A 23,088-nucleotide genomic window follows, 5' to 3' on the forward strand; every position below is an offset into this window, starting at 1 on the left:
TGACTGGATTTCAAGGTAACGAGGGGGATCGAAGATGAACAAGACCAATACCCGCATGGGTCGCCTGATGGCATGGGTGGTGGCAACCGGCGCCGCAATGTGGCTGGCTGGCTGCGCCGTGACCGACGTGGGCCGCGCGCCGCCGATGGCTGCCGGCGATACCGTGGCCGTGCTGCCGATCGTGAACTACACCGAAACGCCGCAGGCGGGTCTGCGCGCCGAAGCCATCGCCGAGTCGCTGCTGAAGACGGGCGGCGTGGCCAACCTGAAGCGTTATCCGGCGGCGCTGAACCCCGAAACGCTGTTCGAGCCGGCCGAGCGCGAGTCGGTGAGCAAGACGCTGGAATGGGCGCGCGGCGAACGGGCGCGCTACGCGCTGACGGGCGCCGTGCAGGAATGGCGCTACAAGGTGGGTGTCGATGGCGAACCGGCTGTGGGCATCTCGCTGCAACTGATCGACGTGTCGAGCGGCCAGGTGGTGTGGTCGGCCACGGGCAGCAACGCCGGCTGGAGCCGCGAGTCGCTGTCGGGCGTCGCCCAGAAGCTGCTGCGCCGCCTGCTGGCACCCTTGATGCAGGGTTGAGTTGAACCGGGTAGACAAAAGGACGGGTGACAAGCGTGGCTAACACCGCCGATAACAAGCGTCAGGCGACCCGCCAGGGCCAGGGCATTGGCCTGGGCGGGCGCTATGCGCGCTGGCTGGCGCCCGCGGGAGGCGGCGCGGCCGCCGTGCTGGAGATGATCGTCGTGATGGCGGTGGCCATGGCCATCGCCTGGGCGATCCTGCCGCAAAACCCGCTGCTGCTGGGTCTGGGCTTTCCGTGGGCATGGCTGCTGCCGGTGATCCTGGCGCTGCGCTATGGCACGCTGGTGGGCGTGGGGGCGGTGCTGATGCTGCTGGGCGGCTGGTTCTTCTTCGACACCATGGGCAGCCATGGCGAAGCGTTCCCGCGCATGTTCTTCCTGGGCGGCCTGCTGCTGGTGCTGGTGACCGGCCAGTTCGGCGACGTGTGGAACACGCGCCTGGCGCGCGCACGCGCTGTGAACCGCTACCTGGACGAGCGGCTCTCCGCGCTGACCAAGAACCACTACCTGCTGCGCATTTCGCACGCCCGGTTGGAGAACGATCTGCTGGCCCGCCCGACCACGCTGCGCGACACGCTGTCGCAGCTGCGTGCCGTGGCCATGCAGGACGCCGCGCGCGGCAGCAAGGCGGAGCTGCTGGCCGGCGCCCAGCCGATGCTGCAGGTGGTGGCACAGGCGTGCCAGATCGAAGGGGCCGCGCTGTTCGCGTGCACGGGCGAGCGCGTCGTGCCCGGGGCGGTTGCCGCCATCGGTCCCGACTTCGCACTGGACGTCAACGATCCGCTAGTGCGCCACTGCCTGGAGACGCGCGAACTCGCGCATCTGCGCACCACGGGCCTGCAGCAGGACGCCGAAACGCGCTACGTGGCCGTGGCGCCCGTGCTGGCCGGTTCGGACCGCCTGATCGGCGTGCTGGTCGTGGAGCGCATGCCGTTCCTGTCGCTGACCTATGAAAACCTGCAGCTGCTGATGGTGCTGATGGGCTACTACGCCGACGGCGTGGAGCATGCCCAGGCCACGCACGGCATCCAGGAGCTGGCCCCGGCCATTCCGTACGCGTTCGCGCTGGACTATGCGCGCCTGTCGCGTCTGCGCCGCGAGACCGGCATCCAGAGTTCGGTGGTGGCGCTGGTGTTCGACCTGGACGAAGCGCGCGACGCGCTGTTCGAGCAGGTGGTGCGCAGCCGCCGGGCGCTGGACGTGGCCTGGCCGGCGCGCGGGGTGCATCAGCGTGCCATGCTGACGCTGATGCCGCTGTCGGACAGCCAGGCGGTGTCGGCTTACCTGGTGCGCATCGAAGACATGCTGCGCGCGCAGTTCGGTACCGATTTCGCCAGCGCGCACATCGGTGTCTACACGCTGCCGGTGCCGGCCGCCGGTGCCGAAGAGGCGCTGGTGCGCCTGCTGCACCGCTGCCATCTTGACGGCAAGGACGGCACCGATGGCAACGATGGCACCGTCAAGCCGGCGGTCAGTGCCGCTGTCCCCCCCGGACCGGGCGCGGCCGCGTCGGCCGGACAGACGCAGGCGGGCTGACGCATGGGCAAGCTGACCATCGGTGGCACCGCCTCGCAGATCGCGGCACTGTACCTGCTGTTTCACGGCGGCACGGGGTTGCCGCTGCTGCTGTCGTTCCTGGGCCTGCAGGCCGTCGCCGCCGGGCTGCTCGGCCTGGCGGTGTGGCGTCTGCTGCCGCGGCGCTTTCGTACGCCGTTCGGGTGGAGCTACGCGTACATGGCGGCGTTCTGCTTCTTCGTGCCGCTTGGCGGCACGCTGGTTTGCCTGGGCAGCCTGCTGTTCTCGAAGCTGTTTCCGCATCGGCGCGACAGCGCCGGCATTGCCTCGGTGGCGCTGCCCGAATTCGTGACGCACCTGATCCAGCGCGTGACGCATGGCGGCGGTGCGCGCCTGCGCGCCCAGCTGGGCAACACGCGCGCGCCGCTGCCGGAACGCATGACGGCGCTCGTGGCGATGCAATCGATGCCCACGCGCACGGCCAGCCCCGTGCTGCGCGAACTGCTGGCCGACAGCACCGACGACATCCGCCTGCTGGCCTACGGCATGCTGGACGGCGCGGAAAAGCAGTTGACGCAGCAGATCCTGGCCGAACTGCCGCGCCTGGAATCGGCCGATACGCCGCAGGCACGGCTGGAAATCAACAAGCGCCTGGCCGACCTGTACTGGGAACTGATCTACCAGAACCTGGTGCAGGGCGATGTGTATCGCTACACGGCGAGCCAGGTGGAACGCTACGCCAGTGCCGCGCTGGAGATCGACGACAGCAATGCGGCCCTGTGGTACATGCGTGGCCGCCTGGCGCTGACACGCCACGCGCCCGGCGAGGCGCGCGACTTCCTGGGCCGCGCCGAGACGCTGGGCTTTGCGCGCGAGCGCGTGCTGCCGCTGCTGGCGGAAGCGGCCTATCAGGAACGCGACTATGCCGCGGTGCGCCGCCTGATGGCGGCTTTCGACAGTCCTTCGCCGCTCCCGCTGGTGCGGCCTCTGCTGCGGTACTGGCAATCATGAGCGAAATTCTGGTCAAGGGAACGTCCGCCGACGTCATGCTGCTGCTGGAAGGCACGTTCCCCTATGTAAGCGGTGGCGTGTCGAGCTGGGTCAACCAGATGATCCGCGCGTTTCCCGATATCCGGTTCGGCATCGTCTTCATTGGCAGCCGCCGCGAGGACTATGGCGACATGGCCTACCCGCTGCCCGGCAACGTCGTGCACCTGGAGACCCATTTCCTGTACGACTTTCCGCCGCCACCGCTGGTGCATGGCACGGCGGGCGACGCGCGCGCGTTCGACAAGTCGGACACGCTGCACGAACTGCTGCGCGAGCCGGGCAAGGAAGCCGAGGCCGGCGAGCTGATCCGCGAACTGATGCCGCAGCTGCGCGAGGGCGGGGCGCTGTCCGAGGACGCGTTCCTGTACAGCAAGCGGGCCTGGGACACGATCACGAGCCAGTACCGCCAATTCTGCACGGACCCGTCGTTCACGGACTACTTCTGGACCATCCGCATCATGCACAAGCCGCTGTGGCAGCTGGTGCGGATTGCCGACGGCCTGATCCCGGCCAGGGTCTACCACACGGTGTCCACTGGCTACGCCGGCTTTCTGGGCGCGATGCTGCGCCACCGCAACGGCCGTCCGCTGCTGGTGTCCGAGCACGGCATCTACACCAAGGAACGCAAGATCGACCTGTTCCAGAGCCAGTGGATCCGCGACAACCGCAACATCTTCGAACGCGACATTTCCCAGATCAGCTATTTCCGCGAACTCTGGGTGCGCTTCTTTGAAACGCTGGGGCGCGTCTGCTACGAGGCCGGCGACGAGATCACGGCGCTCTACGAGGGCAACCGCCGCCGCCAGGTGCTGGACGGCGCGATGGCCGAGCGCACGCGCAATATCCCGAACGGCATCAACCTGCCGCGCCTGTCCGCGCTGCGCGAGAAGCGTGCGCCGGGCGTGCCGCCGGTGCTGTGCCTGATCGGCCGCGTGGTGCCGATCAAGGACATCAAGACCTTTATTCGCGCGATGCTGACCGTGGTGCGCGAGTACCCCGAGGCCGAAGGCTGGATTGCCGGCCCCGAGGACGAGGACCCCGAATACGCGCGCGAATGCCGCAGCCTGGCCGAAAGCCTGGGCCTGGGAGCCAAGGTCAGGTTCCTGGGCTTCCAGAAGATCGACGAACTGCTGCCGAAGGTGGGCGTGCTGGTGCTGAGTTCGATCTCCGAGGCGCTGCCGCTGGTGGTGCTCGAAGGGTTCGCCGCCGGCGTGCCATGCGTGACCACCGACGTGGGATCGTGCAGCGAACTGGTGTTTGGCCTGCCCGGCGACGACGCCGCGCTGGGCGCCGCGGGCGACGTGGTGCGCATTGCCGATCCGGCCGCGCTGGCCGGCGCCGCGCTGGGCCTGCTGCAGCATCCTGACCGCTGGCACGCGGCGCAGGCCTCGGGCATTGCGCGCGTGGAAAAGTACTACACGCAGGAGCAGATGGTGGGCAGCTATCGCACGCTCTATACCGGGCTGATGGCGATGCCGGACAACACGCGCCGCGCGCATGGCGGCGCCAGCCCCGCGAAGTGCCCGGTGCACCACGGCGCGCAGGCAGGAGGACGCTGAGATGGCCGGTATTGGATTCGAACTTCGCAAGATGCTCCGGCGGGACAGCCTGTCGGGCATGCTCAGCGCGTACGCGTATGCAGGCGTGATCAGCTCGGGCCCGTGGGTGCTGTCGATCCTGGGCATCCTGCTGATCGGCCTGCTGTCGATCGGCTGGGTGATCCCCGGGGCGCTGATCACGCAGTTCCAGGTGTCGGTGACGTATCTGATAGCGTGCAGCCTGATCCTGACCGGGCCGATGCAGCTGTCGTTTACGCGCTTCACGTCGGACCGCCTGTTCGAGAAGCGCGCCGACCTGGTGCTGTCGAACTATCACGCCGTGGCGCTGCTCTGCACGGCGCTGGCCGGCGCCATCGGCCTGGCCTGCGCGGTCTGGGCGTTCCCGGAACAGTCGGTGCTGTACCGGCTGCAGATGATGGCCGGCTTCGTGATCATGAGCAATATCTGGATCGCGGCCATCTTCCTGTCGGGCATGAAGCAGTACAAGGCCATCGTATGGACGTTCTTCGTCGGCTACACGATCACCGTGCTGGCGGCGCTGGCGCTGCGTTCGCATGGGCTGGAGGGCCTGCTGGGCGGCTTCGTGTTTGGCCAGCTGTGCCTGCTGGTGGGCATGATCACGCTGATCTACCGCAATTACACGAGCCACCGGTTCATGTCGTTCGAGGTCTTCCAGCGCCGCTTTGCCTACCCGAGCCTGATCGCCATCGGCCTGTTCTACAACCTGGGCATCTGGATCGACAAGTTCATGTTCTGGTACGCGCCGTCCACGGGCCAGCCCGTGATCGGCCCGCTGCATGCGTCGATCATCTATGACATCCCGGTGTTCCTGGCCTACCTGGCCATCATCCCGGGCATGGCCGTGTTCCTGGTGCGGATCGAGACCGACTTCGTGGAGTACTACGACGCGTTCTACAACGCGGTGCGCGGCGGCAGTTCGCTGGAGCACATCGAGGACATGCGCAATACGATGGTGCAGACCATCCGCCTGGGCCTGTACGAGATCGTCAAGGTGCAGGCCATCGCGTCGCTGCTGCTGTTCGTGGTGGGGGGCTGGCTGCTGCGGCTGCTGGGCATCTCGGAGCTGTACCTGCCGCTGCTCTACGTGGACGTGATCGGCGCCAGCCTGCAGGTGGTGCTGCTGGGCGTGCTGAATATCTACTTCTACCTGGACCGGCGCCGCGAGGTGCTGATGCTGACCGGCACGTTCGTGGTGCTGAACTTCGTGCTGACGCGGCTGACGCTGTCGCTGGGGCCGGCCTGGTACGGCTATGGTTTCGCGGTGTCGCTGCTGATCGTCGTGGCGCTGTCGCTGTACCTGCTGGACCGCAAGCTCGACCGGCTCGAGTACGAAACCTACATGCTGCAGTAAGCCGGCATGTACCGGGGCCGCCGCGCAGCGTGGCAGTGCCCCGGCTGCTTCCCGCCCGCGGTGGCCTCGCGGCGCGCCACGTTTTCATTACGCCCGCAAGGCAGGGCGACGACCTGCGGCGCGCCTGCAACACCCCCGGCGGTGCCTCCCCTCTAACGTAGCCTCGACGCGCCATGGCGCGTTTCGGTAACATGACGCCGCCGTGCCCGACACACAGGCCGCAGTCATCAGAGGGATGTAATGAGAATTGCCTCAGTAGAGGACGATGCCGCCCAGGCCGAACAGATCCGGCTGCTGCTGGAAGAGGCCGGGTTCAGCTGCACCAGCTTTCCGACCGGCTCCGCCTTCCTGCGCGCGCTGCGCGATCAGGCGTTCGACCTGATCCTGATGGACTGGCAGTTGCCCGATACCAGCGGATACGAACTGGTCATCTGGGTGCGCCAGCACTCGGGCCGGCTGCCGCCCATCCTGTTCCTGACCAGCCGCATCGACGAGGCCGATATCGTGGCGGGCCTGGGCGCGGGCGCCGACGACTATCTGGCCAAGCCGCTGCGCCCGTCCGAATTCGTGGCGCGCGTCCGTGCGCTGCTGCGCCGTGCCTACCCTGACACCGTGCACGACGACGAACTGATCCGCCAGGGCGACTACGTGGTAGACGCGCGCCGCCGCAGCATCGCGGTGGCCGGGCAGATTGCCGACCTCTCGCCGCGCGAATTCGACCTGGCGCTGTTCCTGTTCCGCAATATCGGCCGGCTGCTGTCGCGCGAGGTGATCGAGCAGGCGGTCTGGGGCCGCGCCATGGATGCGGGCTCCCGCACGCTCGATACCCACGTCTCGCGCCTGCGCATCAAGCTGGCGCTGCGCCCCGAGCACGGGGTGCGGCTGACGTCGGTGTATTCGCACGGCTACCGCTTCGAGGCCGGAGGCGCCGCCGATGCGTAGCCGGCGCTGGCCTGGGTGTGCGGCGCGGTGTGGCGGCATGGTCGGCCTGATTCTGCCTGGCAGATCAAATCGTGGCGTCGAGACGGGTGTCCGCTAGCCGGGCCGCCGCCTTCTTTCATCGTCGCACCCGCGTGGAGTGGGTGCTGCTGCTGGCCGCCGTGGTGGTGGCCACGGCGGTGGTGGCGCGTTTCAACTGGTTCGAGCGTGCCGACCTGGCGCTGCTGGACTTTTCCATCGCCAGCCAGCCCCATGCCCCGCGCAACGACATCGTACTGGTGGCCATCGACGATGCCAGCATCGGGGCCATCGGCCGCTGGCCGTGGCGCCGCACGGTGCTGGCGTCACTGATCGACCATATTGCGGCCGACAAGCCGCGCGTGATCGGTCTGGACGTGATGCTGTCAGAGCCTGACATCCGCTATCCGGCCGACGACATGGAACTGGCCCAGGCCATTGCCCGCGCGCGCAACGTGATCCTGCCGGTGGTGGCGGAAGCGAGTGCGGCCGGCCCCGTCATGCGTCATCCGCTCGAAGCGTTCGCCGCCACCAACGGCCATATCAACCTGAGCGTCGATGCCGACGGCGTGGCCCGTTCCGTCTATCTGCGCGAGGGCGATGGCGATTCGCCGCCGGTCTGGCATTTCGCCGCCGCGATGGCCGCGTACGGGCAGCCGTCGCCGCCGTCGCCGGAGTCGTTCCGCCACGAACGAGCACGGCGCATCGACAGCGCGGGCTGGATCAGCCAGGACCGCCTGCGGATTCCATTCGTGGGGCCACCCGGCACCTTCGCGCGCGTGTCGGTGCTCGACGTGCTGTCCGGCCAGTTGGGCGCTGGCTTCTTCCGCGGCAAGGACGTGATCGTGGGCGCGATGGCCACCGGCATTGGCGACGTGGTCGCCACGCCGGTGTCGCGCGACCGACGCGGCATGAGCGGCGTGGAGATCCTGGCCAACACGCTGCAGGCGCTGCGCGACGGCACGGGCATCGTGCGCGTGCCTGACCTGGCCGGATGGTTCGCCACATTGCTGCCCGTGCTGCTGGCCGCGCTGGCGGCCTGGATGCTGACCCCGCGTGACGCGTTGATCGCCGTGGCCGTGCTGGTGGCCGCCCTGATCGGCGGCAGCATCATGCTCGTGGGCAGCATGCAGCTCTGGTTTGCGCCGTCCGCGGCCGTATTCGGCTGCCTGCTCGTCTACCCGCTCTGGAGCTGGCGGCGCCAGGAGGCCGCGCTGCGGTTCCTGTCCGAGGAACTGGCGCGCCTGATGCGCGAGCCCGGGCTGCTGGGCGCCCCGGCCCGCATTGACCATTCGCTCGATGGCCGCATGCAGGCCGTCTACGACATGACTGCCCGGCTGCGCGACATGCGGCGTTTTCTGTCGGACGGGCTGGAAAGCCTGCCCGAGGCCACCGTCATCTGCAACCTGGACGGCGGCATCCTGGTGGCCAATCGCCGTGCGGTGGCGCTGGTGCCTGTGGTGCTGCAGGGCATCAACGACCTGCCGCAGCCTGCCCGGCTGGGCGAGTTGCCGACCGCCGATGCCGATGCCTATGCCGATACCTACGCCGACGCCTACGGCGGTCTCGACCGCCCGGGGCTGCCGGACGTCATCGAGACGCTGTTCCCGGTGCCCGGCCCCGGCCTGGCGTACTGGGATGCCCTGTGCGGTGCGCTGGATGCCGACGCGCCCGTGATGTCCTCATCCGATTCGCACGGCGTGGAACTGGCTACCGAGGACGACCGCCGCTACCTGCTGCATGGCGCGCCGCTGCACGGCGAGGCGGGGCGGCCGGCGGGCGTCATCGTCAGCCTGATCGACATCACCACCGTGCGCCGCGCCGAACGCCAGCGCGAGCAGACGCTGCACTTCCTGTCGCACGACATGCGCTCGCCGCAGGCGTCGATCCTGGCGCTGATCGACCTGCAGTCGCGGCCCGAGCGGGCGATGACACAGGAAGAGTTGCTGGGCCGCATCGGCGAGCATGCCCAGCGCACGCTGGCGCTGGCGGACGATTTCATCCGGCTGGCGCAGGCCGAATCGCAAAGCCTGCCGTTTGCCGAGGTGGACCTGACGGCGCTGGTGCTGGATGCCACCGACGAGCTATGGGCGCTGGCCAGGACCCGCGGCATCGAGTTGCGGCTCGACCTGGACGGCGACGGCGTGACGTTGCGCGCGGCGCCCGCGCTGCTGGTGCGGGCCATCGCCAATCTGGTCAGCAATGCCATCAAGTTCAGCCCCGACGGCGCGCCGGTCACGGTGGGTCTGCGACGGCTCGGGCCTTACATGGCCATCGAGGTGACCGATCTGGGCCCAGGCATCGCACCCGAGGCGCAGGCGCGCCTGTTCCGGCCGTTCAGCCGCGTGCATGCGCCGGCCAGCGATGCCCCGTCGGGCAGCGGCCTGGGTCTGGTCTTCGTGAAAACGGTGGCGGAACGCCACGGCGGACGGGTGATGCTGCGCAGCGCGGCGGGCGAGGGTGCCACATTCTCGATCTGGCTGCCGCTGCGCTCGCGCGCCGGCTGACGGCGATCATCCAGCGATCAAGTCGCAATGCTTGCCGACACAATTGTTGGCAATCTCTTTTGAAGAAATTGCCTACGATCTGTCGGGCCACGGACACCGCATCCGTGGTCTTGCTGCCCACGCCGTGCCCCGGCGTGGGCGTTTTTTTAGCAGGCGGCGCCTACTTGGCCATGCCCGGTGCCGGGGCCGGCGTGGCCGGGGTCTCGGGTTTGGTCGATGTGTCGGGCTTGGCTTCGCCTTCCGGGGTCTTGGGCGCTGCCTTGCCTCCCGGTGCGGACGGCGACGATTCCTCTTCCTCGTCATACGTCGGCAGCGTGTCGCCGCCGCCGGTCAGCAGGTACTGGCGGCGCTGCGTGTAGGCGTCGCGCACGAAGGCGTACTTGTCCAGCGCGGCCTGCGACAGCAGGTCGGTGGCGCCCAGCATGTTGGTGCGGGTGTTCACGACGTTGAGGCCGAACATCGAATAGCGCCAGGCCGTATCGAAGTAGTGCGCCGGGTCCAGGAAGATGCTCCCCGCCACGCCCACGCCGTCACGGATCGAACTGGGGCCGAACAGCGGCAGCACCAGGTATGGGCCGGCCGGCACGCCCCAGGTGCCCAGCGTCAGGCCGAAGTCCGTGGAATGGCGCGGCATGCCGGCGGCCGTGGCGACGTCGATCAGGCCGCCGATACCCAGCACCGTGTTGACCGCCACGCGCATCATCGTTTCCACCGCTTCCACGGGCTTGCCCTGGAGCACGTTGTTGGCGAAGTTGCCGACGTCCGAGAAGTTGTTGAAGAAGTTGGTGACGGCCAGCCGTGCCGGTTCCGGCGTGACGGCCTTGTAGCCCTTGGCCAGCGGCTGGGCCACGTAGGTGTCGGCCTTGTCGTTGACCGTGAAGACGACCCGGTTCATCGGCTCCAGCGGGTCCGCCGGGTTGGCATTGGGGCCTGTGGCGCAGCCGGTGGCCAGCAGGGTCAGCGATGCGGCGGCCAGGGCGGTGGCAAGCCGGGGCGATGCAGGCGCCGCGGCGCGCAGGAGCGAAAGACGGGAGAGCATGTCGAGACAGTCTTTTTCGTTTCTTGTGATGTGGGGACGGCGCACCCGGCAGCGCCGGGACACGTCCATCCGAACTGCGCCGGTAGGCGCCCCGGCTACCGCCGGGACTTGCCAGCGTCCGACCCTGAAGATTTATCGGCAGATTGTGCCATGGTCGTAGCCACCGTGAGAGGGGGAAGCGACGGTCCCAGCGGTTCCGCACGGCCGTTCAGTTCGCGGCGCGGGCGGCCCATCAGGATCGGCTGGAAGAATACGGCACCGGCCAGCGTGCAGATCAGCGCCAGCGCCAGCAGCTTGCCCATGCTGGCCGTGCCGGGGTGATGCGACAGCCAGAGGCTGCCGAAGGCCGTGGCCGTGGTGCCGGCGCTATATAGCACCGCATGCGTGAGGCTGGACTGCAGCAGCTTGGTCTTGCCGTGGCGCCAGGCGATCACGTAGTAGATCTTGAACGCCACGCCGATGCCCAGCAGCAGCGGCAGGGCGATGATGTTGGCAAAGTTCAGCGAGATGCCGAGCACCACGCACAACTCCAGCGTGACCAGCCCCGACACCAGCAGCGGGATCAGGGTCCGCAGCACGTCGCCGACGCGGCGCAGGGTGATCCAGAGCAGCACCGTGATCGACAGCACCGCCCAGATGCCGGCATGGATGAAGGCGTTCATGATGGTATCGGCCGATCCCTTGATGGCGATGGGGCCGCCCGTGGCGTCAGGCTGCACGCGGGCCATCACGGCAATGAACTTGCTCAGCGCCGCCTCGCGGGCGGCTTCGTTCTTCGCACCGGGCGGCGGCAGCTTCGGGCTCACATTGACCAGCGCCTGTCCATTCGGCGCGAGCCAGTCGCGCGCCAGTTCGGGCGGCAGCGTCTGTTGCGACACCGGTTCGGGCTGCAGCGCGTTCTTCAGCGAGCCCAGTGCCAGGCGCAGCGGCAGCGCCACGGCCAGCTCGGCGCGGTCGCGCACGGCGGGCGTCGCGTCAGCCAGCTGCTTGAGCGCGCGCGACAGATGTTCGGCCGATTCGGCGCCCGGGCCCGGGTGATCGAGCGCGGCCAGCGACAGCTGGCGCGACGCATTGCGCAGCGACGCCACGCGCAGCGCGTCGGTGGCCGGCGTAGCGGTCGGCTGCGTCAGCACCGGCATCAGGCTCTTGGCCATGCCGGCGATGATGGCCAGCTTGGGAGCCTGATCGTCTGGAATGAAGGTCTTCAGCGTGACCACGCGCGCCACCTCGGGCAGCGCCTTGAGCCTCGTGGCGGTGGCTTCGGCATCCTTCAGCGTGGGCGCCAGCACCTTGATGTCGTCGGTGCCGGCCTGCGGCGCGTCCTTCAGCGCCAGCAGCGTGGACATCGATTCCGAGTGCGGATCCTTCAGGTGCAGCGGGTCGAAGTCGAAGCGCAGGTGCGGCAGCAGCGGGGCGCCGCCGATCAGCACGGCCAGCACGCCAACCAGCGTGCCCTTGCGATGGCGCTCGAAAAACGCGTCGGCCGGGGCCAGCCAGCCGAAGCCGGGCATTTCTTCCTCGGCGCGCGGCGCCAGCACGCGGATCAGCGCCGGCAGCATCGTGAACGTGGTGGCGAAGGCGATGAACATGCCCACGCCGGCAATCTTGCCCAGTTCGGCCACCCCGCGGTAATCGGTGGGCAGGAAGCAGAAGAAGGCGGCCGCCGTGGCGGCTGCGGCCAGCGTCAACGGGCCGGCCACGTCGCGGGCGGCCAGCGTCAGGGCCTGATCCAGGTCGCCGTGGTCGTGCCGTTCGGCACGATAGCGCACACCGAACTGGATGCCGAAGTCCACGCCCAGGCCCACGAACAGCACCGCGAAAGCCACCGAGATCATGTTCAGCGCGCCGACCATCATCAGACCCAGCGCGGCGGTCATGATCAGGCCCGAGAGCAGGCTCACCAGCACGGCCGTGATCAGGCGGGCGGAGCGCAGTGCCATCCACAGGATGCCGATCACCACGATCAGCGTCAGCACGCCGTTGAGCACGGCGCCTTCGCTGACCGAGGCGAATTCATCGTCGGCCAGCGGCTGCGGGCCGGTCAGCCGCACCACGGCGTTGTAGCGTTCGGTCAGCTTCAGTTGCGTGGCGGCGGCGCGGATGGCATCGCTGGCGCCCGAGCCGGCCTTGAGGTCGCTGAAGTCCAGCACCGGCGACAGCGTGACGAAGCTGAATGCGCGGCCGTCGGCATTGGGTTTGAGGCTGTCGTCGACCAGCCCTGCCCATGACAGCGCCACGGGCTTGTTGGCCAGCACGCCATCGATGGTACGGGCGCTTTCGCCCAGCAGCTGGTCCATGTCGGACAGCTTGATCTGGCCAAGCTGCAGCGGCAGGTTGAGCGTGGTGGTGAGCAGGTCGGACAGGCCGCGCAGCGTGGGGTCGTGCGCCAGGTTGTTCAGCAGCGGCCGGGCCTGCCCGAGCTTGCCGGCCATGTCCTGGACACTGGCGGTATCGGCAAACAGCAGGCCATTGCGTTCGAAGAACGGGCCCGAGCCGGGCTGGCCCACGGCCTTGAAGCGGTTGGGCTGCTGGCGCAGCGCGTCGGCCAGTTCGTTGGCGGCGGCGTCGGCCAGTTCCTTGGCCGGGGCCTGCACGACGGCCAGGATCATCTTGTCGCGCTGCGGGAACGCTTCGCTGATGGCCGCGTCGTTTTTCGCCCACGGGGCGTCCGATTCCAGCAGGCGGCTGATGTCGGTATTGATGGCGAAATTGCGAGCAACATAGACGCCGCTGCCGAGGGTGAGCAGCAGGGCGATGCCGATCACGAGCCAGGCGTGAACGGTGGCGAATTTGACGGTGCGAACCAGCAGCGGTCTGATCATGAGTCCTGTATCTTCAGCGCCCGATGCGGCGGGGGCGCATGGGCGGCACCCGGAGTATAGCGGTTGAAGCGGGGCATTCCGCACCCGCCGCCACGCGCGCCTGGCAGCGAGGCAACATCGCGATCCGCTATATACTGGCTCGACTGGCCAACCCGGCCGTATTGCTTCGATGAGTCATGAACCGTTACGGAATCCTTCCCGCCGCCATCATCGCGCCGATCGCCGCGGTGGTCGTCGTGTCTGCCGCCCACGCGCAAGTCAATACCAGCGCCGCGCCGGACAAGCTCGTGCAGTCCGCCGTCGAAGGCGTGATCACGAAGATCAAGTCCGATCCTGAAACCCGCGCCGGAGATCTTGCAAAAATTACCGCCGTTGTCCAGCGCGAATTCCTGCCCTTCACCGATTTTGGCCGCACCACGCGGCTGGCGGTCGGCAATGCCTGGAAGCAGGCCACTCCAGAGCAGCAAAAAACGCTCCAGGAACAGTTCACGGCACTGCTGGTGCGCAGCTATGCGGTGTCGCTGTCGCAACTGCGCGAACAGAGCCCGAAGTTCTCGTACAAGCCCGCCAAATCTGGCAATAACGCCAGTGACGCGGTCGTGGCGACGCGTGTGATGAACAACGGCGACGAAATGCTGATCGACTACCGCCTGCAGAAGGGCGCCGACGGCTGGAAGATCTACGACATCAACATGATGGGCGCGTGGCTGATCGAGGTGTATCGCAAGCAGTTCGCGGACATCGTGGCGCGCGACGGCATCGACGGGCTGATCAAGTACCTGAACAGTCACAACGCGCGCGCGTAACCGGCAGGCGCTGGGGACCCAGCATAAAAAAACCGGGTCTGGTCGCCCAGTCCCGGTCTTTCTTCAAGCGGCCGCCGATCGAAGATCGGGCGGCCGTTTTTCATGGTGCTCAGTGAACCTGCGCGGCCTGGACGGCCTCGGCGCGGCTGCCCTGCGCCTTCTTCAGGTTGCCGATCTCGGCCAGCTTGATCTCCACGTGGCGCGAGAACACGTATTCGGCGGGGCGCTGCTTGTCCAGCGGGATGTCCGGGGCCATCGGGCCGTCGGTCTTCACGCCGCGCAGGCTCACGCCCAGCGCCTTGAGCGGGTGCGAGAACGTGTCGGCCACGGCCGTCGCCTCGAAACCGCTGTGCACCATGCAGTTGGCGCACTTTTCGTAGTTGCCAACGCCGTAGGCGTCCCAGTCGGTACCTTCCATCAGTTCCTTGAAGGTCTTCACATAGCCTTCGCCGACCAGGTAGCACGGACGCTGCCAGCCGAACACGGTGCGTGCCGGGTTGCCCCACGGCGTGCACTTGTAGGTCTGGTTGCCGGCCAGGAAGTCCAGGAACATCGTCGACTGGCTGAACGCCCACTTCTTGCCGGCGTTGCCGCGCGCCAGGATGTCGCGGAACAGTTGCTTGGTCTTGCCGCGGTGCAGGAAGTGCTGCTGGTCCGGCGCGCGTTCGTAGGCATAGCCCGGCGACACCGTGATGCCGTCCACGCCCATCGCCTTGACCGAGTCGAAGAACTGGGCCACGCGGTCCGGCTTGGCATCGTTGAACAGCGTGCAGTTGATGTTGACGCGGAAGCCACGTTCCTTGGCCATGCGGATGGCTTCGACGCAGCGGTCGTACACGCCTTCCTGGTTGACCGAGTGATCGTGCATCTCGCGGTCGCCGTCCAGGTGGATCGACCACACGAAATACGGGCTCGGCTGGTACTGGTCGATCTTCTTTTCCAGCAGCAGGGCGTTGGTGCACAGGTAGACGAAACGCTTGCGGGCGATGATGCCACGCACGATTTCCGGCATGTCCTTGTGCAGCAGCGGCTCGCCGCCGGCGATCGACACCACGGGGGCGCCGCATTCGTCGACCGCTTCCAGGCATTCCTGCACCGACAGGCGCTGGTTCAGGATGGGGTCCGGATAGTCGATCTTGCCGCAGCCGGAGCAGGCCAGGTTGCAGCGGAACAGGGGTTCGAGCATCAGGGCCAGCGGGTAACGCTTTTGCCCGGACAGATGCTTGCGTGCGATGTAGGCGCCTACGCGGGCGACCTGGAGAAACGGAATGGCCAAGGGGGTGCTTCCTGTCAGGTTCAGTGTGTCGGTTCAGCCGGCCGCCGTCTGGTCGGCAAGCTGGGCGTCACTGATATCAGTTGTTCGTCTGGCCCCTGGGGCCAGCGTTGCATCGGCTAGTTCAGCCGGCAGGCGGAATTCGGCATGTTCCTCGATGCCTTCCATGACCGATACGTTGACCGGACCAAGGCGTCGCAGGGCGGCAATGACGTCTTCCACCATGTCTTCGGGTGCCGAAGCACCCGCGGTAATGCCAACCACGTCGGCGTTGCGGACCCAGGCCGGGTCCAGTTCGCTGCCGTCGGCAATCAGGTAACTCGGCACGCCACTTTCCGTGCCGATTTCGCGCAGCCGGTTCGAATTCGAACTGTTGGTGGCCCCGATCACGAGAATGACATCCACGCGCGCGGATAATTCCCGTACCGCACTTTGCCGATTTTGCGTGGCATAGCAGATATCGCGCGTGCTCGGCCCCACAAGATCGGAAAAACGCCGGTGGAGCGCCGCAATGATATTACGGGTGTCGTCCACGGACAACGTGGTCTGGGTGATATATGCCACAGGTGCGTCGGCCGGCAGGTCCAGCGCGGCCACTTCAGCCTCGTCCTGGACCAGCAGCACTTTGCCCGGAATCTGCCCCATCGTGCCCTCCACCTCGGGGTGGCCGGCGTGGCCGATCAGGATCACGTGGCGACCGGCGGCGGCGTACTGGCGGCCCTGGTTATGGACCTTGATCACCAGCGGGCAGGTGGCGTCGATCGCGTGCAGATCGCGGCGCTGTGCCTCGGCGATCACACTACGCGCCACGCCGTGGGCGCTGAAGATGGTGACCGCGTCACCCGGCACTTCGTCGAGTTCCTCGACGAAGCGCGCGCCTTTTTTCCGCAGCGATTCCACCACATGCTTGTTGTGGACAATTTCGTGGCGAACATATACGGGAGCGCCGTGCTTGATCAGGGCACGGTCCACGATTTCGATCGCACGGACCACGCCCGCGCAAAAGCCCCTGGGTTTGGCAAGGATCACCTGCATGGAGACGGCCCCCCGACCCTCTTGTGAGGATTCGAAGACATCAGTTATTTTGGTATTCCGGCATCACTTTTCCGGTTCACGGTAGGTACTATATACCGGGTCGGATTTTCATGCCGCCGCGTTGGCTGTTGCCAACAGGGTCATTCCGGTGAAAATGCCGCCCTGCGTCTTGGTATAACGGCGGATTCTCGTTCAACGCGTCCGCAACGCCCATAGGGGATTTGAAATTCACAATTGCATTCTCGTGACAGGGGCTTCGGGCTTCCTGGGTTCTTCGGTCATGCGCCAGGCGCTGGAGCGCGGCTTCCAGGTGCGGGTGCTGGTCCGTGCCACCAGTCCGCGCGCCAACCTGGCCGGGCTGCCGGTAGAGATCGTGGAAGGCGACATGCGCGATCCAGCCGCCATGGCGCGTGCCATGGCCGGCGTCCGCTACCTGTTCCATGTGGCGGCCGATTACCGCCTGTGGGCGCCCGATCCCGAGGAAATCGTCCGTTCCAACGTGGACGGCACGGTCACGACGATGAACGCGGCGCGGGACGCCGGCGTCGAGCGCATCGTCTATACCAGCAGCGTCGCCACGCTGCGGGTAGCCGGCGCCACCGGTCCGGTGGACGAGACCGCCGCCATGGCGGGCCACGAGGCCATCGGCGCCTACAAGCGCAGCAAGGTGCTGGCCGAGCGCGAGGTGGAGCGGCTGGTGGCCGAGGGGCTGCCCGCCGTGATCGTGAATCCGTCCACGCCGATCGGGCCACGTGACGTGCGCCCCACACCGACGGGCCGGATCATCGTCGAGGCGGCCACGGGAAAAATCCCGGCATTCGTCGATACCGGCCTGAACCTCGCCCACGTCGACGATGTGGCGAACGGTCATTTCCTGGCGCTGGAAAAAGGCCGCATCGGCGAACGCTACATTCTTGGCGGCCAGGATGTGCTGCTGCGGCAGATGCTGGCGGACATCGCCGGCATGGCCGGGCGCAAGGCGCCCACCATCGAACTACCGCGCTGGCCGCTGTACCCGATTGCCCGGGTGGCCGAAGCCGTTGCCCAGTTCACGAAAAAGGAGCCGTTCGTGACCGTTGACGGCCTGAAGATGTCGCAATACCGGATGTTCTTCACGTCGGCCAAGGCCGAGCGCGAGCTGGGCTATACCGCGCGCCCATACCAGGAGGCGCTACGCGATGCGCTGAACTGGTTCCGCGATAACGGTTACTTGAAATAACCGGCCGGGCGCGGCCCGACCGCCAGGTGCTCAGGAGCGGACGGGCGCCTGGTTGCGGCCCTTCCACTGACCGCCCCTGCGCAGATAAAAGCGGCGCGCCGAATCGAGCGTGGCGCCCAGATAGAACAGCGCCGTCAGCGGCAGCAGCGGTGCCAGCCATGCGGGCTGCCGGTACTCGCGCAGCATCGGACGGTAGCTGATTGCCATCAAGACCCAGGCCAGCCAGGCTGGCCATGCCGCTGCGCCGCCGGCCAGCGCCAGCACGGGCGGGGCCAGATAGGTCAGGATCATGCCCAGCGTGGCACCCGCCAGCATCAGCGGCGAATAGTGCAACTGCGTATAGGCACTGCGCGCAATCATGTTCCACAGGCTTTGCCAGTCGTCATACGGGCGCAGCGACACGCTGTCGTCGGCCAGGTCGAGCCGGATGGAACCGCCTGCCTTGATCTTCGCCGCCAGGCTGCAGTCGTCGATGAGCTCGCCGCGAATCGCCGCAAAGCCGCCGATCCGGGCCAGTGCCGAACGCCGCGCCAGCATGCAGCCGCCGGCCGCGCCGGCCACCTTGCTGTGCGGGTCGGCGACGCGCTGGAACGGGTAAAGCTTGGCGAAGTAGAAGACAAAAGCCGGCACGATCATGCGTTCCCACCACGATTCGCAGCGCAGACGCACCATCAGGGACGTCAGGTCGCGCTGCTCGTGTTCGGCGCGGGCGACCAGTTCACGCACGGTGTGCGGGCCGTGCCAGATGTCGGCGTCGGTCAGGAACACGAACGCGGCGTCGGGCATGCGCTGGTCGGCAGCGGCCAGCCCCTCGGACTGCGCCCAGACCTTGCCGCTCCAGCCGGCCGGCAGGTCGCGCGCGCCGATCACCGTCAACGCTTCGCCCTTGCCGATGGAAACGGCGGCGGCCCGGGCGATATCGGCCGTGCCGTCGGTGCTGTGGTCGTCCACCACGACGAGCTGCAGGCGGCCAGGATATTGCTGGCTTAGTACCCCGGTCACGGCGCGGGCAATCACATCGGCTTCATTGCGGGCCGGAATCACGCCGATCACAGGCGGCCAGTGGGCCGGTTGAGGGGAGGGGGCGGGTTTGCGCACGCGCCAGAATCCGGCGCGGGCGAATACCAGTACGCACCAGACCACCAGGGTCAGCAGGGACAATCCGAACAGCAGCATGGGTCTTATTTGATGAATCGCCGCGCCAGGCGGGCCAGCCTGGGCACGGTGGTGGGCCGGACAAGGCGCGCATCATACCCCGCCATGCGCCGTTCGTTCTCGGCCAGGCACAGATCGATCATGGCGCCGGCCGACAGCGTCTGGCCCAGCGATCCGGCGGCGTTCATCGGAAAGTTGGCGTCCTGCGCGGTGCCGTCCGCCTTGACGTCGATGCCCTTGGCCAGGCCGATGCGCTCGCGGATCAGGAACAGCCAGACGCGTGCGACCTTGAGTGCGAAGGCCGGGCGGCGCCACCACGGCAGGCTCTTGCGATACCAGGCCACCCAGTTGGCAAAAAACAGGATATGGCGGCCTTCTTCCTGGATCACCGGCTCGAAGGTCTCCACCAGCTCGGCCGGAAAGAAGCCCGAATCCTTGGCTGCCGCGAACAGGCCGAAAGCGGCGAAGCTGTCGATGCACTCGCTGTAGCCGGTGACCAGCCAACCCCATTCGGCGTCGGCGGGCGGCAGGTATTCGGGTTCAGGCGCCAGCGTGATGCCGTACGCCTGTACCAGCTTCGAGAGCACCACCTTGTGGCGCGCTTCCTCGTCGGCATCCATTTCCAGCGCGCTGCGCAGCAGGGCATCCTTCTGGCGGGCGGCAAAACTGTGCACCCGTACCGATGCGCGCCCTTCGGTCTGTACGGCGATATCCCAGATGGGCAGCGAGGTCACGCGCTTGAGCGCGTCGGGCGGCAGCTTTGGCCAGTCGATGACCGACGGCTTGTACGGGTTGTGGGTCTGCAACAACATGTTGCAGAACATGCGCAGGTGTTCGGCCGAGCCGATGCGCACCGGCCCGTCCAGCGGGTCGGTCCAGTTGCGCATGGCGTGGTCCGCCAGATCGATGGCCGTGCGGGCCACGGTGGCGGCCACGGCAGCGGCGCGGGCCTCACTGGTTTCCGGGATCGACTGGACGCGGGCAACGGGCAAGCCGTCTACCGCGCCTTCGATTTCGAATGCTTTCTTCATCGGCGCTCCGGGCAGGGATAGCGGCAGTCATTGTATCCAGCCGGAGCGGTTGGTGCAGGATTGTGTCGAAAAAGACAGTCCAGCCGGCCAGCCAGTGGGGGCGGTCGTTGGCGGGCGGCAAGCAATGTGTGGCAGGCCGGCGCAATGCCGGCCATGGGCCCTGGATGCGGCGCCGCTCAGCGTGCGTGGTGCGCGCGTTGCGGCCTCGGTGGTTGGCGATGCCATTCCTGTGCGATATCCGGGAAGACATCGCACTCGCCGCGAACGATGTTCTCGATCGTGGCGCAAATCCCCTCGGTGCCACGTGGCCCGACGCAGACAAGGCTGCGCGGGGTTTCCGAATGGGCCGGAATGGCGTACACGTGCATCCCCTCGCGATAGAGGGGATGCTGGGTCAGCCGCTCGTTCAGGATTTCGACAAAGCGGTTGGGGCTAACGGTCGGCTTGTCCATCGCTTTTCTCCCTACGGGCTTCCAGCCTATGGCGGCCTCCGGCCATGTTCAAGGGGCTCAGCGGCGCTTCAAGCGCCCATTGGGTCGCATCGTCACGTAATGTCACGCAAATTCACGCATTGCAACCACGTTCGGTTCGACTAGTGTCGGGTGCCGGCGACTTCGTCCGTGGTGCGCCGGCCGTCGAGCATGCCATTGCCGGCGACCCAGCAGGCAGCTTCGGCTTCGGCGTGCGACGGATAGTCGGTTTGCGCCTCAATGGTGCTGTCGCAGTCGGCGCCGCCGCATTTTTCCTCGACGATGATGCGCCAGGTGTAGCGTCCGGGCCGGTCTTCCATGACATGCATGACCAGGGTGCGGCGCTGGTCGGACAGGGACATCGGATGGGTCTGCATAACGGTACTCCGTTGATTCACCACCAGGCAGGGGCCCCGGTGGACTTTCAACATAGCACCGCACCGCGCCATTTCCAGCAGGAAATGCCGCAGTGCGGCGTCCGCGGCCTATGCTGGGGGCATCGGTCCTGATATCGTGTGCGGCCTTGGGTTCCTGGGGGCCATGTCGCGCCCGGGGACGGCAGACCGGACCTCTACCATGCCTGTTTCCACGACCCTTACCGACCGCATTGCCGCGCTGCTGGCGCATTTCGATACCGCCGTCCTGCCGTCCTGGACGGGGCCGGGCTGGAATCCGTCGATGGCGCTCGCGCACGAGGCGCTGGACGGCGTGTCCGGTCAGCCGTTGCCCGACAAGCGTTACCGCGCCATGGCCTGCGCGCGCCAGCTCTATGTCTTTGCGACGATGGGCAATCTGCCGCACGCCGCCACGCTGTTCAATTCGCTGGTTCGCCATTTTGGCGATGGTGCCGGAGGCTGGATCTACAGCATCGACGCGCGGGGTGCGCCGCTCGATGCCACGCGCGATCTGTATACCTACGCTTTCGTGGTGTTCGCCTGCGCGCATTACCACCGGGCCAGTGGCGACGCCGCGGCGCTGGAGACCATGCAACGCACCATCGCCGCGATCGAGGCGCGCTTTGCCGACGGCAACGGTCTCTATCACGCGGCACTGGCGCAGAACTTCGGGCCCAACGAAAGCGGTGTGCTGCAGAACCCGATCATGCACCTGACCGAGGCCTACCTGGCGGCGCTGGATATCACCGGCGACGCCTGGATGGCCCAGCGGCTGAAGACGCTGGCCGATGCCGTCCACGTCCGGTTTGTCGACCCGGCCAACGGTTGCGTTGCCGAACTGCCGCAGGGCACGCCGGGCAACCGGATCGAGCCCGGCCATCAGTTCGAGTGGTATTCGCTGGTCATGACGGCCCCGGCGCTGTTTGCCGATGGCCCGCTGGCCGCGTCGCTGCCGCAGGCGTTTGCGTTCGCCCGCCGCCATGGCGTGGCGGATGCCACATTGGGCGTGTGTGCCGCGCTCGACGGCCACGGCGCGGTGCAGGACGCCACCGAGCGGATCTGGGCCCAGACCGAATTCGCCCGGGCGTTGATGGTCAAGGCATCGGTGGAACAGGACGCGGCGGCGCTGGCCGAACTGGAAACCTGGATCGACCGGTTCCGCGCACGCTTCCTGCACGCGCGCGGCTGGCACGAGTGCCTGGCGCCGGACGGCGCCGTCATCCGGGCCGAAATGCCGTCCACCACGCCGTACCACCTGCTGACGGCCTGGCAGGCGCTGCGCACGCTGCTTCCGGCGGCCTGACCCGCCGGCCGCCTGATCCGGCTGATCCGGCTGGCCCGGTTGGCCGGGATGGGCGCGTCAGTCCACGCGTGCCCGCAGGTCGCTCTTGCGGATCAGCTGCAGCAGGGTGTCGGCCGGGCGGGACAGGCGCCCCGCGGCCAGCGTGATGAATTCGACGTCGGGCAGGGCGGGCAGGGCATCGACATTGACGGGCGGCACCAGTCCGCCGCCGGTCAGGTTCTGCGCCCGTACCGTGATGCCAAGGCCACCGCGCGCCGCGGCAATGCAGCCCGAGTGACTGCTGCTGGTGCAGACCACCCGCCAGCGCCACCCCGCCGTGGCCAGGGTGTCGAGCACCACCGATCGTGTGACGCTGGGCTCGTTGACCAGGATCAGCGGCAGCGGCTGGCCCACATCGACCACGGTCCCGGGCCGCGCCAGCCATTCGAGCTGGCCGCGAAACAGCGGCACGCCACGCCGTTCTCCTTCCCGCCGTTTGCCGATGATCAGGTCCAGCGTGCCGGCCTCGATCCATTCGTACAGCTTGCTGGTCATGCCGATGGTGATTTCCAGTTCCACGTCCGGGTGCGTGGCGCGGAAGGCCGCCAGCACATTGGGCAGCGGCCCTTGCGCCAGGTCTTCGGAACAACCGAGCCGAACGCGACCCTGCAGACGCGGCGCGCTGAACTGCTGCTCGGCGCGGGCCAGCGATTCCAGGATCAGGCGGGCATGTACCAGCAGCGCCTCGCCATCGGGCGTCAGCGCCAGCGAATGGGTATCGCGCACGAACAGGCGCCGGTTGACGTGCTGTTCCAGCCGGCGGATGTGGTCGCTGACCGACGATTGCGACAGGCCAAGCTGGCGGCCGGCGTCGGTAAAGCTATGCGCGGTGGCCACCGTGGCGAAGGTGTGAATCCAGACGGGATTGAGCATCGGTGCATTGTCATCGGATTTTCCGATGGCAGTCAATAAACCCAGAGGGGTTCCCGATGGGGTGCCGGGTGCGTACCATGCTT

At 67.3% G+C, this 23,088-nt stretch carries 19 protein-coding genes; 10 read left to right on the top strand and 9 right to left on the bottom strand.

Features of this window, described 5'->3' with window-relative positions:
• Positions 1-34 precede the first annotated feature (34 nt).
• The 7 genes from AC3G88_RS10075 (at position 35) to AC3G88_RS10105 (ending at position 9,545) form a co-directional block, all read left to right on the top strand.
• Positions 35-583 (top strand): penicillin-binding protein activator LpoB, encoded by a 549-nt coding sequence (locus AC3G88_RS10075; RefSeq protein WP_488893370.1) that lies wholly within the window; start codon positions 35-37, stop codon positions 581-583.
• A gap of 26 nt (positions 584-609) precedes the next feature.
• Positions 610-2,121 carry a PelD GGDEF domain-containing protein gene (locus AC3G88_RS10080; protein ID WP_488772645.1) on the top strand — a complete coding sequence of 504 codons (1,512 nt, stop codon included), beginning with the start codon at positions 610-612 and terminating at the stop codon, positions 2,119-2,121.
• A 3-nt stretch (positions 2,122-2,124) separates the two neighbouring features.
• Entirely contained in the window at positions 2,125-3,111 is a 987-nt protein-coding gene (locus AC3G88_RS10085) for a tetratricopeptide repeat protein (protein ID WP_400393885.1), read from the top strand.
• Entirely contained in the window at positions 3,108-4,709 is a 1,602-nt protein-coding gene (gene pelF / locus AC3G88_RS10090) for a GT4 family glycosyltransferase PelF (protein WP_488772644.1), read from the top strand. Before AC3G88_RS10085 ends, pelF begins: the two co-directional genes overlap by 4 nt.
• Before the next feature lies 1 nt (position 4,710).
• Positions 4,711-6,081, top strand: coding sequence for an exopolysaccharide Pel transporter PelG (gene pelG / locus AC3G88_RS10095; protein WP_092597606.1), 1,371 nt, complete (start codon positions 4,711-4,713; stop codon positions 6,079-6,081).
• Positions 6,082-6,321: 240 nt separating this feature from the next.
• Positions 6,322-7,023, top strand: a complete 702-nt coding sequence (locus tag AC3G88_RS10100; RefSeq protein WP_488772643.1) for a response regulator transcription factor — start codon at positions 6,322-6,324, stop codon at positions 7,021-7,023.
• Between the two features lie 86 nt (positions 7,024-7,109).
• Positions 7,110-9,545 carry a CHASE2 domain-containing protein gene (locus AC3G88_RS10105; protein WP_488772642.1) on the top strand — a complete coding sequence of 812 codons (2,436 nt, stop codon included), beginning with the start codon at positions 7,110-7,112 and terminating at the stop codon, positions 9,543-9,545.
• Positions 9,546-9,705: 160 nt separating this feature from the next.
• Here the strand turns inward: AC3G88_RS10105 and AC3G88_RS10110 are convergent, their stop codons facing one another.
• Both AC3G88_RS10110 and hpnN read right to left on the bottom strand, forming a co-directional pair.
• Positions 9,706-10,584: an MlaA family lipoprotein gene (locus tag AC3G88_RS10110; RefSeq protein WP_488772641.1), complete on the bottom strand. Its 879-nt coding sequence runs from the start codon at positions 10,582-10,584 to the stop codon at positions 9,706-9,708.
• 95 nt (positions 10,585-10,679) lie between these two features.
• Positions 10,680-13,406: a hopanoid transporter HpnN gene (hpnN, locus tag AC3G88_RS10115; protein ID WP_488772639.1), complete on the bottom strand. Its 2,727-nt coding sequence runs from the start codon at positions 13,404-13,406 to the stop codon at positions 10,680-10,682.
• A gap of 176 nt (positions 13,407-13,582) precedes the next feature.
• Between hpnN and AC3G88_RS10120 the strand changes: the two genes are divergently transcribed.
• On the top strand, positions 13,583-14,212 hold the full coding sequence (locus AC3G88_RS10120) for an MlaC/ttg2D family ABC transporter substrate-binding protein (RefSeq protein ID WP_488772638.1): 630 nt from the start codon (positions 13,583-13,585) through the stop codon (positions 14,210-14,212).
• Between the two features lie 109 nt (positions 14,213-14,321).
• Here AC3G88_RS10120 and hpnH read toward each other — a convergent pair whose 3' ends face one another.
• Positions 14,322-15,488, bottom strand: coding sequence for an adenosyl-hopene transferase HpnH (gene hpnH / locus AC3G88_RS10125; RefSeq protein ID WP_092597627.1), 1,167 nt, complete (start codon positions 15,486-15,488; stop codon positions 14,322-14,324).
• A gap of 33 nt (positions 15,489-15,521) precedes the next feature.
• Positions 15,522-16,520, bottom strand: coding sequence for a 4-hydroxy-3-methylbut-2-enyl diphosphate reductase (ispH, locus tag AC3G88_RS10130; RefSeq protein WP_488772637.1), 999 nt, complete (start codon positions 16,518-16,520; stop codon positions 15,522-15,524).
• Positions 16,521-16,758: 238 nt separating this feature from the next.
• On the opposite strand from ispH, the gene hpnA reads away from it, so the two are divergent.
• On the top strand, positions 16,759-17,739 hold the full coding sequence (hpnA, locus tag AC3G88_RS10135; protein WP_488772832.1) for a hopanoid-associated sugar epimerase: 981 nt from the start codon (positions 16,759-16,761) through the stop codon (positions 17,737-17,739).
• A 30-nt stretch (positions 17,740-17,769) separates the two neighbouring features.
• Here the strand turns inward: hpnA and AC3G88_RS10140 are convergent, their stop codons facing one another.
• From AC3G88_RS10140 to AC3G88_RS10155, 4 genes are all read right to left on the bottom strand, one after another.
• A complete protein-coding gene (locus AC3G88_RS10140; protein WP_488893371.1) occupies positions 17,770-18,915 on the bottom strand; it encodes a glycosyltransferase in 1,146 nt (381 codons plus the stop codon).
• 5 nt (positions 18,916-18,920) lie between these two features.
• Positions 18,921-19,781: a ferritin-like domain-containing protein gene (locus AC3G88_RS10145; RefSeq protein ID WP_194946577.1), complete on the bottom strand. Its 861-nt coding sequence runs from the start codon at positions 19,779-19,781 to the stop codon at positions 18,921-18,923.
• A 320-nt stretch (positions 19,782-20,101) separates the two neighbouring features.
• On the bottom strand, positions 20,102-20,377 hold the full coding sequence (locus tag AC3G88_RS10150; protein WP_488772635.1) for a hypothetical protein: 276 nt from the start codon (positions 20,375-20,377) through the stop codon (positions 20,102-20,104).
• Between the two features lie 140 nt (positions 20,378-20,517).
• Positions 20,518-20,772, bottom strand: a complete 255-nt coding sequence (locus AC3G88_RS10155) for a hypothetical protein (RefSeq protein ID WP_488772634.1) — start codon at positions 20,770-20,772, stop codon at positions 20,518-20,520.
• Positions 20,773-20,971: 199 nt separating this feature from the next.
• Between AC3G88_RS10155 and AC3G88_RS10160 the strand changes: the two genes are divergently transcribed.
• Positions 20,972-22,093 carry an AGE family epimerase/isomerase gene (locus AC3G88_RS10160; RefSeq protein ID WP_488772633.1) on the top strand — a complete coding sequence of 374 codons (1,122 nt, stop codon included), beginning with the start codon at positions 20,972-20,974 and terminating at the stop codon, positions 22,091-22,093.
• Positions 22,094-22,150: 57 nt separating this feature from the next.
• Here AC3G88_RS10160 and AC3G88_RS10165 read toward each other — a convergent pair whose 3' ends face one another.
• Entirely contained in the window at positions 22,151-23,005 is an 855-nt protein-coding gene (locus AC3G88_RS10165; RefSeq protein WP_488772632.1) for a LysR family transcriptional regulator, read from the bottom strand.
• Between the last annotated feature and the right edge of the window lie 83 nt (positions 23,006-23,088).

It is taken from the genome of Cupriavidus sp. 86D6 (assembly GCF_057815095.1).

Bases quoted from the DNA above. Each gene is read 5' to 3' on its own strand.
- AC3G88_RS10145 (WP_194946577.1), bottom strand. From the start codon at position 19,781: ATGCGCAACTGGACCGACCCGCTGGACGGGCCGGTGCGCATCGGCTCG.
- AC3G88_RS10075 (WP_488893370.1), top strand. From the start codon at position 35: ATGAACAAGACCAATACCCGCATGGGTCGCCTGATGGCATGGGTGGTG.
- AC3G88_RS10120 (WP_488772638.1), top strand. From the start codon at position 13,583: ATGAACCGTTACGGAATCCTTCCCGCCGCCATCATCGCGCCGATCGCC.
- AC3G88_RS10165 (WP_488772632.1), bottom strand. From the start codon at position 23,005: ATGCTCAATCCCGTCTGGATTCACACCTTCGCCACGGTGGCCACCGCG.
- ispH (WP_488772637.1), bottom strand. From the start codon at position 16,520: ATGCAGGTGATCCTTGCCAAACCCAGGGGCTTTTGCGCGGGCGTGGTC.
- AC3G88_RS10140 (WP_488893371.1), bottom strand. From the start codon at position 18,915: ATGCTGCTGTTCGGATTGTCCCTGCTGACCCTGGTGGTCTGGTGCGTA.
- hpnN (WP_488772639.1), bottom strand. From the start codon at position 13,406: ATGATCAGACCGCTGCTGGTTCGCACCGTCAAATTCGCCACCGTTCAC.
- AC3G88_RS10100 (WP_488772643.1), top strand. From the start codon at position 6,322: ATGAGAATTGCCTCAGTAGAGGACGATGCCGCCCAGGCCGAACAGATC.
- AC3G88_RS10110 (WP_488772641.1), bottom strand. From the start codon at position 10,584: ATGCTCTCCCGTCTTTCGCTCCTGCGCGCCGCGGCGCCTGCATCGCCC.
- pelF (WP_488772644.1), top strand. From the start codon at position 3,108: ATGAGCGAAATTCTGGTCAAGGGAACGTCCGCCGACGTCATGCTGCTG.
- pelG (WP_092597606.1), top strand. From the start codon at position 4,711: ATGGCCGGTATTGGATTCGAACTTCGCAAGATGCTCCGGCGGGACAGC.
- AC3G88_RS10160 (WP_488772633.1), top strand. From the start codon at position 20,972: ATGCCTGTTTCCACGACCCTTACCGACCGCATTGCCGCGCTGCTGGCG.
- AC3G88_RS10155 (WP_488772634.1), bottom strand. From the start codon at position 20,772: ATGCAGACCCATCCGATGTCCCTGTCCGACCAGCGCCGCACCCTGGTC.
- AC3G88_RS10085 (WP_400393885.1), top strand. From the start codon at position 2,125: ATGGGCAAGCTGACCATCGGTGGCACCGCCTCGCAGATCGCGGCACTG.
- AC3G88_RS10150 (WP_488772635.1), bottom strand. From the start codon at position 20,377: ATGGACAAGCCGACCGTTAGCCCCAACCGCTTTGTCGAAATCCTGAAC.